The following is a 13,504-nucleotide window of genomic DNA, read 5'->3' as shown; positions in this document are numbered from 1 at the left end:
GTGCCTCAGTCGGTGGTGTCGGACAGGGTGATGAAGGGCGGCTTCGCCGCGCGCGGGGTGGCGAGCACGGCGGCGCCGAAGCGCGGGAGGGCGAGGGTGCGGCCGTCGGTCGAACCGGTGAGCAGGTCGCGCGCCCCGGCGGGCACGTCGACCGTGATCTCGCGGCGGCCGTGGTTGAGCACGAAGGTGTAGTCGGTCGTCTCGTCGCTGCGGGTCACCGCCTCGAGGTCGAGGTCGATGCGCTCGCGCGCCGGCAGGCCGGCCGCGGCGAGCACGTCGCGGAAGAGGGCGATCAGCCCGTCGCGCTCGAGCACGCAGCTGACGTACCAGGCGGTGCCACTCGGTCGGTCGAGGAGGGCGGAGCCCGTATCGAGCCCACCGCCCTCCGCGGGATCCGTGGTCTCGAGACGCTCGCTTCGCGCGCTGCCCGAGCGACGGATGGTGATCGCCGCTCGGCCGTCGAGCTCGCCCGAGGCGTACTGGGCGAGCACCTCGGTGCCGTCGTGCACCTCGATCCACTCGCCCCAGGTCGGGGCGTCGAACTCGGCGCCGGTGACGAACGCGACGCGCTCGGCGATCCCGTCGGGCACCGGCCACTGCTCGTCGACCTCGACACCCAGGAGGCCCCGCAGCGGGCCGGGCGCTCCCCCGTCGTGCACCTTCTCGGTGTCGTCGACGACGCCCGAGAACGGACCGACGACGAGCTGGCCGCCGCGTGCGACGAAGTCGGAGAGCGCCTCGGCCTGCGAGGCATCCGAGACGTACAGGTTCGGCACCACGACGACGTCGTAGCCGTCGAACGGGCCGGTCGCCCGCACCGTGTCGACCGCGTGCCCGAGCGCGTGCAGCGCCGCGTGCCAGGCGCGGGCCTGTGCGAGCCAGTTGAGCCGCTGCGAGGGCAGCGACTCGGTCGCCGACGAGCCCCACCACGAGTCGTGGTCGACGACGAGCGCGACGCGCGAGCGCACGCGGCTGCCGCGCACCGGCTCGAGGCGCTTCAGCTCGGCGCCGAACGCCTTCGCCTCCTGGAACGAGCGGGATGCCTCGCCGCGGTGCCCGACCATCGCCGAGTGGAACTTCTCCTGCCCGTACTTCGCCTGGCGCCACTGGAAGACCATCGCCCCGTCGGAGCCGTGGGCGATCGCCTGCAGGCTGCCGATCCGGTACTGGCCCGGTGCCTTCGGCACGTTGACGTCGCGCCAGCTGACGCCGCTCGGTGCCTGCTCGAGCAGCAGCCACGGCCGCCCGCCCTTGAGTGAGCGCATGTAGCCGTAGTTGAGGGCGGCCGGCACGTGCGCGAGCGGGTCGGCGGGGTCGGGGTACGCATCGTCGGTGACGAGGTCCTCGGCCGCGGCGAAGTCCCAGTAGTCGAGGTCGCGCAGGATCGACATGAAGTTCGTGGTGACGCCGATCTCGGGCGTGACCTCGCGCAGGATGTCGACCTCGAGCTGGAAGAGCTCGAGCAGCGCGTCCGACGAGAAGCGCTCGAAGTCGAGCAGCTGCGTCGGGTTCACGGGTCCGGTCGAGCGGCGCGGCGCCTCGATGTGCGCCCAGTCGGTGTAGCGCTGGCCCCACACGTTCACGCCCCATGCCTCGTTGAGTCCGTCGAGGTCGCCGTAGCGGGCCTCGAGCCAGCGGCGGAAGTGCGCGGATGACTCGGGGCACCAGCAGCGCGAGACGTGATCGCCGTACTCGTTCGAGACGTGCCAGAGCGCGAGCGCCGGGTGTTCGCCGTAGCGTTCGGCCATCGCGCGCGTCATCCGCGCCACGTTCTCGCGCCAGACCGGAGAGCTGGGGCAGTACGCCTGGCGCGAGCCGAACTCGAGGCGCTGGCCGTCTTCGTTCGACGGCAGCATCTCGGGGTGGCTGCGGATGAGCCACGACGGCGGGGTCGCGGTCGCGGTGGCGAGGTCGACCTTGATGCCGCCCTCCCACAGGAGCTCGATGATGCGGTCGAGCCAGCCCCACTCGTAGACCCCGGGCGCGGTCTCGAGCTGCGGCCACGAGAACACCGGGAGGCTCACGATGTTGACACCGGCATCGCGCATGAGGCGGATGTCTTCGTGCCAGACCTCCTCCGACCACTGGTCGGGGTTGTAGTCGCCGCCGTAGGCGAGCGCGTCGAGGCGGATCGGCCGAGGGGACTCGTCGGTCACACCTGCTCCTCTCTGAGTGCGCGGGGATGTACAGTCTGCGGTGCAGAATGTATTCTGTATACAGACACCGTAAACCGGATGCCGGAAGCGGTCAAGCCCGGGCTGAGCCCTAGGCTTACCGCGACGGCCGAGGGGTCCGAAGGGCGAACACATGGCGATCGAACGCAAGAACCTGCGCTCGCAGGTCCGTGAGGAGTTGCTCGCGCGCATGCGCGCGGGCGAGGTGCAGCCGGGTGAGGGCATCAACGAGGTGCAGCTCGCCGGCGAGCTCGGCGTGAGTCGAACGCCGCTGCGAGAGGCCCTCATCGCCCTCGAGAGCGAAGGCCAGATCACGAGCGAGAACGGCAAGGGCTTCCGCTTCGTGCCGCTCAGCGCGAGCGAGTTCGAGGACCTCGCTCCCGTGATGGCCGCCCTCGAGAGCCTCGCGCTCGAACTGAGCCCGGTCGACGAGCTGCGCGAGATCGGCACCCGCCTCTCGAAGCTCGCCGCCGAGTTCGACCAGGAGGTCGTCGAGCACGCCCTCGTGGTCACGAAGGACGACGAGTGGCACGGCATCATGCTCTCGGCCTGCCCGAACCGCCGCCTCCTCGATGTGATCGAGAGCGTGCGCGGGGCGTTCCACCGCTACGAGTCGCTGCTCGTGCCGAACAACGTGATGATCGAGCGCGTCGCGGCCGAGCACGCCGCCATCGCGGCCCGTCTCTCCGAGGGCGACGTACCGGGCGCGGTCGCCGCGCTCAAGGTCAACTGGCTGCACGGCATGCGCCGCATCCTCGACAACGCGTCGAGCCCCTACTTCACCGCGTAGCGGCATCCCGGCCGGCGCCGACTAGCCTGTGCGGATGACCTCACTCCTCGGCGGCGATGCGAGTCCGGTGGGATGGTGCGTCCAGTTCGTGGACGCGCCGTTCGAGACGACACTGGCCGCGCACCTCGCGTGGCGACGATCGCTGCCGGCGGGGACGCCGATCACCGTCTCGAAGCCGATGCCGTTCGCACGAGCGTTGCAGAACCTCACGCCCTTCGAGACGCCGTGGACGCGGGAGTTGTTCGTGCCGCTCGACGGGTGGACGGCGTACCTGAACAACGGCATCGGCGGCGGCGACCCGTCGGCGTCCGCTTACGTCACGGCGAACGCGCTCGGCGTACGTCATATCGTGGCGATGAACAGCCCCACGCATGGACCGGGTCATTCCAGCACCCAGCTCTGGCTCTCGGGCCCCGGCGGCGCGCCGCCGTCGATGTCGATCCGCACGATCAGCGCGCATCAGCAGGACGGCCGCTGGTCGTGGCTCGAGACGGGTGCCCTGCAGAGCTTCGAGGACGCCGACCGCTACACGAGACGACGCGTCCGCGACCGTTTCGACCGCGAGGCGCTCCTGTCGTGCCTCGCAGCCCTCGGCATCGATCTCGCTGAGGACGCCCGGTGGGGCGACGGGGTCGTCGTCCAACAGCGCGTGCCGTGGCCCCGACGGACCGTCACCTGGGACGAGGCACGCGCCGAGGTGTAGTCCGGGCCGATCCGCCCGGATTCGACATCCGGATGCCTCGCGGGCGGCGTCGGCATCCGGCCTAGCCCTTCACGGCACCGCCGAGCAGGCCCGACACGAACTGCTTCTGGAAGACCAGGAACAGCACGAGCAGCGGCAGCGTTGCGAGGAGCGACCCGAGCATGAGGCCCGAGTAGTCGACCCGCGACATGCCGATCATCGTGTTGAGCGCGACCGGCACCGTGTACTTGTCCTCGGTGTTGAGCATCAGCAGCGGCCATATGAACGAGTTCCATTGGCTGATGAACGTGTAGATCACGAGCGCCGCGAGCTGCGGCCGGGCGACGGGCAGCACGATGCGCCAGAAGGTGCGCAGCTCCCCCGCCCCGTCGATGCGCGCCGCCTCGATGAGCGTCACCGGGAAGTCGAGGAACGCCTGCCGCATCAGGAAGATGCCGAAGGCGTTCGCGAGGAACGGCAGGATCACCGCCTGGTACGTGTCGATGAGCCCCGCGCTCGCCATCATCTGGAAGAGCGGCACGAGCAACACCTGCATCGGGATCATCATCGTCACGAGCACGACGCCGAGCAGCACCCCGCGCCCGCGGAACCGGTAGGTCGCGAGCCCGTAGCCCGCCATGACGCTGACCGCCGACGAGAACACGGTGTAGATCACCGCGATGCCGAAGCTGTTCAGCATGACCTGGCTGAAGTTCACCGACTCCTGGAGGCGCGCGAGGTTCTCCCACAACTGGTCGCCGGGCAGCACCGGCAACGGCGTGCCGAAGAGTTCGGGCGTCGAGTGCGTCGACGCGATCACCATCCACAGGAACGGCACCACCGCGAGCACGCTCGCGAACGCGAGCACGAGGTAGACGGGCAGGCGCAGGATGCCGCGGGCGAGCGCCGGCCGGAAGCCGGAGGGCCGCTCCTCGCGGGGTGCGCCGACGGCGGGGTTGACGGCGGTCAGGGCGCTCGTTGCGGTCACGGCTTCTCCCTCATGAGTCGGAACTGCACGATCGAGATGATCGCGGTGATGACGACGAGCATCCAGGCGATCGCCGACGCGTACCCGAAGTCGAACTGCCGGAACCCGACCTTGTACAGGTAGAGCACCGGTGTCAGCGTCGCGTCGTTCGGTCCGCCCTCGGTGAGGATCCAGTTCTCGTCGAAGAGCTGCAGCGCGCCGATCGTCGACGTCACCGTGGTGAAGATCAGCACGGGCCGCAGTTGCGGGACGACGATGCGGGTGAAGATCTGCCAGCGACCGGCGCCGTCGATGCGTGCCGCCTCGTACAGCTCGCCGGGTATCGCCTGCAGCCCCGCGAGGATGATGACCATGTTGTAGCCGGTCCACCGCCAGGTGATCGCGGCGACGAGCGCGACGCGCGCCCACCACTCGTTGTTGAGCCAGTCGACGGGCGCGATGCCGACGAGGCCGAGCATCTGGTTGATCGCTCCCCCGTCGGTGGCGAGCATCACCTTGAAGACGACGGCGTAGGCCACGAGCGTCGTGACCGCGGGCAGGAAGGTCAGCAGCCGGAACCCCGAGCGGAACCGCAGCCACGACTGGTTGAGCAGGTAGGCGAGGCCGAGTGCGAGCCCGATCATGAGCGGTACCTGCACGATGAGGAGGAGGAGCGCATTGAAGAGGCTCTTCGCGATGAGCGGGTCTTCGAGCAGTCGCGCGTACTGCTCGAGGCCGACCCAGGTCGACACCCCGCCCGAGGTGGCGAAGAAGCTCTGCCAGAGCGAGGTGACGAGCGGGTAGGCGAAGAAGATCACGAGCAGGGCTGCTGCGGGCAGGGCGAACCACGCCCCCGGCCGCTGGAGGCGGCGCCCCAGCGACCGGCGGCGACCCGAGGCATCCGGCTTTCGCGAGCGGATGCCTCGGGCGGGTGCCGCGCCCCGCCCACCCGTGGTGAGCGTCGGCGTGGCCACGGCTACTCCGCGATCTCGCGACCGGTCGCGGTGGCGATCTGTTGCGCCGCGTCGTCGAGCGCCTGCTGCGGGTCGGCCCCGTTCAGCACGGCTGCGACGACGGCGTTGGCGACGATGTCCCTCGCCTCGGCGTTGTCGGTCGTGAACGTGATGGGCGGGATGTTCGCGGTCTGCTCGGCGAAGAGCTCGTAGACTGGCTGGCCGCCGAAGTACTCCTGCGGCTTCGCGAAGTACTCGCCCTCCAGCGCGGGCAGGTACGAGGGGAACAGGCCCTCGTTCTCCATCATCGACGCCTGGTTGTCGGCGTCGGCGAGCGCGAAGGCGATGAACGCCGCGGCGAGCTGCGGGTTCTTCGCCTGCGTCGGGATCGCGAGGCCGGATCCGCCGCTGTTCGAGGTGCGCACGCCGCCCTCCTCGAAGGCGGGCAGCTCGGTCACGCCGTACGTGCCGCTGAGCTCGGGGGCGTCGCCCTGCAGCGTGCCGATCCACCACACGGCTTCGGGGGTGACGGCCGAATCGCCGTCCTTCGCGCTCGTCACGCGGCCGTCCCAGCCGTCGACGTTCTTCAGCAGGCCCTTCTCGTTGATCGTCTTCAGCAGCGTGAGCGCCTCGACGGCCTCGGGCGAGTTGACGGCGATGTCGCCGTTCTCGTCGAACAGGCCCTGGCCCTGCTGCTGCAGCAGCATCTGGAAGCCGCCGCCCGTCGAGACGTCCTGCGACATGAGGGTGCGGCCGGTCTTCGCCTTGATCTGCTCGCCGGCGGCGACGAGCTCGTCCCAGGTCTTGATCGTGGTCGGGTCGATGCCCGCCTCGTCGAAGTAGTCGGCGCGGTAGAACAGGCCGACCGTGCCCGAGTCCCACGGCACGACCTTGAGCGCGCCGTCGGTGTCGGAGTGCGCCTGCCACTTGAACGGGTCGAAGTCGGCCTCGTCGTCGCCGAAGACGGGTGTGAGGTCGACGAGCCCGGTCGGGAACTCGTTGATGTACCCGGGCGCGACGTCGGTCTCGATCGTGACGACGTCGGGCAGTCCGCTGCCGGCCTGGAGGCCCACCGAGAGCTTGTCGTACGCGTTGTCGTAGCCGACGTCGACCACGTTGATCGTGGTGCCGGGGTGCTCGGCCTCGAACTCGGGGGCGAGCCGTTCGAGCGCGGTCGCCGCGACGTCCCACGACCAGACGGTGATCTCGCCGTCGGGCTTCGCGTCGGGATCGAGCACGACCTGGCCGCCCGAGGGCTGGCCGCCGCCCATGGCGCATCCGGCGAGGAGAGCCGCGGCGCCGAGGGCGACCACGGGAGCGAGCAGTGTGCGTGTTCTCATCTGACTTCCTTGTCTGGTTGGGAATTGCATTGCTGAGCGTCGGTCGAGCAGGCGCGCAGCGCCGTATCGGGACCGCGGATGCCTCGGGGCGGCGGTCTCGATCTGCGCTTCGCCGCTATTCGGCCGACGATTCGGAGAGCTCGACCGCGAGGTCGATGAACAGCGCTGCCGACCAGCCGAACGCGGTGGTCGCGGTCGGCGCCTTCTCGCCCGTGAGCGGGTTGAAGTACTCGTGCGGCCCGCCGCCGTGCACGACGAGTGCGACCGTGCGCTCGGCGAGGTCGTGCGCGAGATCCTCGCGCCCCGACGCCCGCAGGCCTTCGACGATGAGCCGGTTGGTGTTGACCCACACCGGCCCCCGCCACATGCGCGTCGCCGAGAAGTCGGGGTCGGCGGCCGAGACCGTCGGCACCGACCAGGGCAGCGCGTACCGCTCGGGATCTCCGAGCGCCTCGACGAGCGCCGCGAGCACGGGCTCGGGCAGTGCTCCGGTCAGGAGCGGCATGAACCCGACGATCGCGTCGCTCGCGACCGCTTCGCCGGCCGCGCGGGCCTCGAAGCGGCCGGATGCCTCGTCCCACATGCCGAGCAGGAGCTCGAGCGTGCGCGCGGCACGTGACCGGTGCGCCGCGGGGTCGCCGGCGGCGTCCGCCCCGTAGCGCTCGGCGAGCCGGGCGAGTTCGAGGTCCTGCAGCACGAGGTAGGCGCCGAGGTCGGGCGCCGTCGTCGGCAGCGGGCCGTCGAAGATCGGGCTGTCGTCGAGTCCCGACGAGTAGGGGTGCCCGTACTCGGGCATGCCGTCGCCGTCGAGGTCGCTGCCCGAGAACCACCAGTCCTGCGACCGGCGGATCACGGCGAGCTGCCGCTCCGCCCACTCGGGGGCGTCCTCGACCTCGAGCACCTTGCCGAGCGCCCAGGCCGCGAGCGGCGGCTTCGTGAGCGGCACCGGGGCGTTCGGGTCGGCGATCTGCGACCCTGCACGCCGCAACCGGTCGCGGTCGGCCTGCGGCAGGTCGTCGCTCGTGGCGAGCACGCCCTCCTCGTGCACGACATCGGGCAGCTGCCCGTTCTCGCTCGGGAACCGGAACGCGATCTCGAGCTGCTCGCGCGCGAGCTCGGGGTCGCCGTGGCGCAGGCCCATCGCGATGAAGTACGCGTCCCACTGCCACACCCCGACGTAGCCGACCTTCGACGGCACGACGCCGCGCGCGTCGCCGAGGCCGGGCAGTTCGACGATGTTCGCGCCGAGCACCCACCAGCAGAACGCAGCCATCTGCTGCAGGTCGTCGCGCACGAGCGGGCACTTCGCGAACCAGTCGAGCCAGAGGCCCTCGGTGCCCGCGAGGTCGTCACGGTGCGACGTGGATGCCTCGTGCCGCACGCCGCGGTCGGCCGCCACGTGCAGGCGCACCGAGGGCGCCTCCGGCGCGAGCTCGACTCGGGTCGACTCGCCGTCGGGGGTCGTCCACTCGACCGAGAGGCCTGCGCCTCCCCCGACCGACAGGGCACCGGCCCCGGCGAACGTGAGCGTCGCGGCGCCGTCGCCGAACTCGATCGCGTGCGGCAGCACCCCGGTGACGGGCAGCGCCAGCCCCGAGGCATCCCGCACGGTCAGTTCGTCGATGACGCGGCAGTCGTCGAGCCGGCGCTCGTACTCCGACGTGTGCACGCGCACGGCCGAAGCAGGGGCGCCGGCGCCGACGCCCCCACGCGCTTCGACCGCCGCGCGGTCGGCCCGGAACACGAGCACGCGCGATCGCGGCAGGGTGAACGGGGCCTGCACCAGGTCGAGGTGGCGGCCGGCGAGGCCGGCCAGCGCCGAGGCATCCATGGTCTCGATACGGCGCTGCGCGCCTGCTCGACCGGCCAACGTCATCGTCCTCCCAGTCCCGAGGCGGCCATGCTGTTGAGGATGCGGCGCTGCCCGATGACGAACACGATGAGCATCGGGATCGTCGAGATCGCGCTCGCGGCCATCACGAGGCCGTAGTTCACCGAACCGAACTGTCCCTGGAAGCTCGACAGCAGCAGCGGCACCGTGAACAGGTCGGGCGTGTTCAGCAGCACGAGCGGGAACAGGAAGGCGTTCCACACGTCGAGCGCGACGATGATGCTGAGCGCCGCGAGACCCGGCTTCAGGTTCGGCAGGATGATGCTCCAGAAGATGCGCCAGCGTCCGGCGCCGTCGACGAGTGCCGCCTCCTCGAGCTCCCTCGGCAGGCTCAGCACGAACTGGCGCATGAGGAACACTGCGAACGGGTTCGCAAGCAGGCCGGGCACGATGAGCGCGAGGTGCGAGTCGACCCAGCCGAGCTGCGTCATGAGCAGGTAGAACGGGATGAGCGTGACCTGCTTCGGGATCATCTGCGTCGCGAGGAACACGATGAACAGCACCTTCGCGCCGCGGAAGCGGATGCGCGCGAACGCGTAACCGGCCATGGCGGCCGTGAGCAGCGTGCCGGCCACGACGAGCGCGGCGATGTACAGGCTGTTGAGGTACGCCTGGCCGAACGGCACCGCGTTCCAGGCATCGACGTAGTTGTCGAACGTCCAGGGCTGCGGCAGGAACGCGAGCGGGTCCTGCAGCAGCTGCGGCAGCGTCTTGAACGAGGTCAGCAGCATCCAGAGGAACGGGAAGACCATCGCGAGGCCGCCGACCACGAGTGCGACGTGCAGCACGGTCGAGCTGAGGCGGCGCTTGCCCTTGCCCGTGCGGGGCGCCGACGGGCGGTACCCGGGCGCGCTCATCGCGACCGTCGAGTCGGTCAGCGGCGTCTGCGTGCCGTCGGCGAGGCGCGGATTCGTGAGACTCATGCTTCGTCGTCCTCGTAGTGCACGAACTTCTTCTGGGCGCCGAATTGGATCGCCGTGATGATGAGCGTCAGCACGAGCAGGATGACGCTCGCCGCGCTCGACGGCCCGATCTCGAACTTGCCGAAGCCGAGATCGTAGATGTGGTAGACGATCGTGCGCGTCGCGTTGTCGGGCCCGGCGTTCTGCACGAGCACGTAGACCGTGTCGAACGTCTGCAGCGACGAGATGAACGCGACGACCGACGAGAAGAACACGATCGGCGAGAGCAGCGGCAGGCGGACGCTCGTGAACAGGCGCCACGGACCGGCGCCGTCGATGCGTGCGGCCTCGATGACCGAGGGTGAGATGTTCTGGAGGCCCGCGAGGAAGATCACCACGTTGAGGCCGAGCGACGACCAGATCGTCACGATGCAGACCGCGAGCAGCGCGAGCTTCGGGTCCTGCAGCCAGTCGGGCGGCGCGATGCCGAAGATCTTCGAGATCGCCGTCGAGAGCACGCCGTCGCCGCGGAACATCTGCTGCCAGATCATCGCGACCGCGACGGTCGACGTGACGACCGGTGCGAAGAACAGAATGAGGTAGAGCGTCCGCGTCTTCAGCTTCTCGAGCGCGACCGCGATGATCACGGCGAGCCCCAGGCCGATCGGCACGGTGACGAACGCGATGATCAGGGTGTTGACGATCGACTTCCAGAGCAGCTCGTCCTGGAACTGGGCCGTGAAGTTCTCGAACCCGACCCAGGTCAGGTCGCCGAGGCCGTCCCAGCTCGCGAACGCGAGCACGAGGCTCGCGGCGAACGGCACGACTACGAACAGCGCCATGCCGAAGAGCTGGGGCGCGATGAAGACGTACCCCCAACGCCGGTCGCGGCGACGCCAGGCCGGCTCCTTGCGGAACCGGCCCGGCGTGGGGGCGGATGCCGCAGGGAGGTCCTGCAGCATCCGCTCACCGGAAGCGATCTGACTCACGTCTATTCGCCCGACTTCTCCGCGACGAGGTCGGCGGCGGCGTCCAGCGTCGCCTGCGCGTCGGCCTTGCCCTCGTAGAGCTTCAGGAACTCGTCGCTGATGTCGATCGAGAGCCCGGGCACGCGCGCCTCGGGGGCGTAGTCCTCGAAGCCGATGTCGCGCATGTCGAGGAAGGTCTGCGCGTGCGCGGGGTAGCCGTCCTCGAGCACGACCTCGTCGGCGCCCCTGATCGACGGGACCGCGTTGCCGCCGCCCTCGAGCCGGAACTTCTGGCCCTCGGCGCTCAGGAACTCGGTCCAGAACGTGAACGCCGCATCCTTCGCGTCGGTCTTGCCGTTGATCGCGAGGTACGAGGCGGCGACGCCCGTCGGGGCCTCCTGACCGTCAGGAGTCGGCCAGCGAACGATGTCGTAGTTGTCGGGGTTTCCGGCCGTCTGGACGGTTCCGATCGTGTAGCGACCCTGCACGAAGAAGCCCGCCTTGTCGGTCACGAAGACGCTGTCGGCGCCCGCGCCCTCGGGCAGCGTGTCGGCGACGACGAACGTGCCGTCCTGGAAGAGACCGCCGAACTCGTCGAGTGCCTTCACGCTCGCGGCGTCGGTGTTGGCCGTGAACGCGCCCGACTCGTCGTACGGCGCAGGCAGGCCCTGCGACGACAGCCAGCTCCAATGGGTGGCCCAGTAGTTCCAGAACATCGTGCCCGTGAGGCCGGCGTCCTTGAGCTTGGCGTTCATCTCGAGGTACTTGTCGGTCGTCCACTCGCCGTTCTCGGCGAGCGTCGCCGGGTCTTCGGTGATGCCGGCCGCCTCGAGCGCCGCCTTGTCGTACCAGAGCACGTCGGGGTTCGAGTCGTTCGGGGCGCCGTAGTACTCGCCCTCCTTCTCGGCCACGCCGAACAGGCCCGGGTAGAAGTCGTCGGGCTTGGTCTGGCTGTCCTTCGACTCCATGAGCTTCTTGAGCGGCATGAGCCGGCCCGAGTCGACGAACTGGCCCATCTTGTCGTCGCCGACGTAGAACACGTCGGGCGCCGTGTTGCTCGCGAGCTGGGCGAGCAGCTTCGAGTGGTAGTCGCCGTAGTCGGCCACCGGCTGGAGCTTGACGTTGATGTCGGGGTGGCGCTTCATGAACTCCTTGTTGAAGTCCTCGTAGCGGGTGAGCTCCTCTGCGGTGCCCCAGGTCGACCACACCACGGTGTTCTCGTCGTTGCCACCTCCCCCGCCGCTGCACGCCGCGAGTCCGATCGCGATGGCGCTCGCAGCACCGATCGCCAGCAGACGCCTCATCTTCGAGTTCGAGCGGGCCATTCCGCTACCTCTTTCGTCATTGCAGGAGGAGCCGGCGTGGGGAGCCGGCGTGAGGGGGATTGCTCGTCATTATTCTGTATACAAAACTCAATTCCGTCAAGGTGCGGCAGGTCACGAACGCGCAACGGCATACCCAGTCGGTGCGTCATTCACGTGCGGAGGCGTGTCGCACCCGGTTCTGCGCGATGCCGATGCGCGACACGCCGCTCCACTCCTGAATTGCGCACGGACGCGCGAGTTCACACTGCTCGGCGGCGCGCAAACGACGGATGCCCCGTGGCCGATCGGCCACGGGGCATCCGTGTCGTACTGGGTGAGGTGAACGCTAGACGCGCGCCGGCAGCTTGGCGGCGACCAGCTCCGCGATCTGCACGGCGTTGAGCGCCGCGCCCTTGCGCAGGTTGTCGTTCGAGACGAAGAGCACGAGGCCCCGGCCGTCGGGCGCCGACTGGTCCTGGCGGATTCGGCCGACGTAGCTCGGGTCGTTGCCCGCCGCCTGCAGCGGGGTCGGCACGTCGGAGAGCGCGACGCCGGGCGCGTCGGCAAGCAGCTCGGTCGCGCGCTCGGGCGTGATCGGGTTCGCGAACTCGGCGTGGATCGACAGCGAGTGGCCCGTGAAGACCGGCACGCGCACGCACGTGCCGGCGACGAGCAGGCCCGGCAGCTCGAGGATCTTGCGGCTCTCGTTGCGGAGCTTCTTCTCCTCGTCGGTCTCGTTGTCGCCGTCGTCGACGATCGAGCCCGCGAGCGGGATCACGTCGAACGCGATCGGGCGCACGAACTTCTCGGGCTCGGGGAACTCGACGGCGGCACCGTCGTGCACGAGGCCGATCGCGTCCTGCGCCACGGCGGCGCGGGCCTGCTCGAGCAGCTCCTCGCCGCCGGCGAGCCCGGCACCGGAGACGGCCTGGTAGGTCGAGACGATGAGACGCTCGAGCCCGGCCTCGTCGTGCAGCACCTTGAGCACCGGCATCGCAGCCATGGTGGTGCAGTTCGGGTTCGCGATGATGCCCTTCGCGGCCTCGTCGATCGCGTGCGGGTTGACCTCGCTGACGACGAGCGGCACCTCGGGGTCCATGCGCCAGCCGCTCGAGTTGTCGATGACGGTCACGCCGGCGGCCGCGAACCGCGGCGCCTGCGCCTTCGAGAGCGTCGCGCCGGCGGAGAAGATCGCGAGGTCGAGACCGGTCGGGTCGGCGGTCGACGCGTCTTCGACGACGATCTCCTCGCCCTTGAACGGCAGCGTCGTGCCCGCCGAGCGCGCCGACGCGAAGAAGCGGATCCGCGCGACCGGGAAGTCGCGCTCCTCGAGCAGTCGCCGCACGACCGCGCCGACCTGGCCGGTGGCGCCGACGACGCCGATGTTCACACCATTGCTCATGTCACCCTCTTGCTTTCGAGTTCTCTTCAGTTTGCAGGACTTCGGATGTGCCGCAGGCCGGATCGCGTGAATCCGGCCCGAATTGGCAGCATTCCCCTGATTCGGGGCGGGATGCCTCCTGGCCTGGCCTT

The 13,504-nt window shown here is 69.6% G+C and carries 11 protein-coding genes; 2 read left to right on the top strand and 9 right to left on the bottom strand.

The genetic code is table 11. The features are described from left to right. Positions 1-5 precede the first annotated feature (5 nt). On the bottom strand, positions 6-2,156 hold the full coding sequence (locus tag PX701_RS12670) for a beta-galactosidase (RefSeq protein WP_231431742.1): 2,151 nt from the start codon (positions 2,154-2,156) through the stop codon (positions 6-8). Between the two features lie 151 nt (positions 2,157-2,307). On the opposite strand from PX701_RS12670, the gene PX701_RS12665 reads away from it, so the two are divergent. Beyond that, positions 2,308-2,964, top strand: coding sequence for a GntR family transcriptional regulator (locus PX701_RS12665; RefSeq protein ID WP_231431743.1), 657 nt, complete (start codon positions 2,308-2,310; stop codon positions 2,962-2,964). 34 nt (positions 2,965-2,998) lie between these two features. Beyond that, positions 2,999-3,667: a hypothetical protein gene (locus tag PX701_RS12660; protein WP_275506490.1), complete on the top strand. Its 669-nt coding sequence runs from the start codon at positions 2,999-3,001 to the stop codon at positions 3,665-3,667. A gap of 61 nt (positions 3,668-3,728) precedes the next feature. Here the strand turns inward: PX701_RS12660 and PX701_RS12655 are convergent, their stop codons facing one another. The 8 genes from PX701_RS12655 to PX701_RS12620 all read right to left on the bottom strand — a co-directional run bounded on the left by PX701_RS12655 (position 3,729) and on the right by PX701_RS12620 (position 13,373). Then, positions 3,729-4,634 carry a carbohydrate ABC transporter permease gene (locus tag PX701_RS12655; RefSeq protein WP_275506489.1) on the bottom strand — a complete coding sequence of 302 codons (906 nt, stop codon included), beginning with the start codon at positions 4,632-4,634 and terminating at the stop codon, positions 3,729-3,731. Next, complete coding sequence (locus PX701_RS12650) at positions 4,631-5,587, bottom strand: carbohydrate ABC transporter permease (protein WP_275506488.1); 957 nt, start codon at positions 5,585-5,587, stop codon at positions 4,631-4,633. Before PX701_RS12650 ends, PX701_RS12655 begins: the two co-directional genes overlap by 4 nt. A 2-nt stretch (positions 5,588-5,589) precedes the next feature. Then, on the bottom strand, positions 5,590-6,906 hold the full coding sequence (locus tag PX701_RS12645; protein ID WP_275506487.1) for an ABC transporter substrate-binding protein: 1,317 nt from the start codon (positions 6,904-6,906) through the stop codon (positions 5,590-5,592). Positions 6,907-7,021: 115 nt separating this feature from the next. After that, positions 7,022-8,776: an amylo-alpha-1,6-glucosidase gene (locus PX701_RS12640; RefSeq protein WP_275506486.1), complete on the bottom strand. Its 1,755-nt coding sequence runs from the start codon at positions 8,774-8,776 to the stop codon at positions 7,022-7,024. A gap of 2 nt (positions 8,777-8,778) precedes the next feature. Then, positions 8,779-9,720, bottom strand: coding sequence for a carbohydrate ABC transporter permease (locus PX701_RS12635; RefSeq protein ID WP_231431746.1), 942 nt, complete (start codon positions 9,718-9,720; stop codon positions 8,779-8,781). Beyond that, positions 9,717-10,688, bottom strand: coding sequence for a carbohydrate ABC transporter permease (locus PX701_RS12630; protein ID WP_231431747.1), 972 nt, complete (start codon positions 10,686-10,688; stop codon positions 9,717-9,719). Before PX701_RS12630 ends, PX701_RS12635 begins: the two co-directional genes overlap by 4 nt. Before the next feature lie 2 nt (positions 10,689-10,690). Next, a complete protein-coding gene (locus PX701_RS12625; RefSeq protein ID WP_275506485.1) occupies positions 10,691-11,971 on the bottom strand; it encodes an ABC transporter substrate-binding protein in 1,281 nt (426 codons plus the stop codon). 346 nt (positions 11,972-12,317) lie between these two features. Then, positions 12,318-13,373, bottom strand: coding sequence for an aspartate-semialdehyde dehydrogenase (locus tag PX701_RS12620; protein ID WP_231431750.1), 1,056 nt, complete (start codon positions 13,371-13,373; stop codon positions 12,318-12,320). Positions 13,374-13,504 lie beyond the last annotated feature (131 nt).

Source organism: Agromyces chromiiresistens (genome assembly GCF_029167465.1).
GTDB classification, from domain to species: domain Bacteria; phylum Actinomycetota; class Actinomycetes; order Actinomycetales; family Microbacteriaceae; genus Agromyces; species Agromyces chromiiresistens.
Note: the sequence above shows the minus strand (reverse complement) of the source record. Positions and strands in the feature narration are given on the sequence as shown.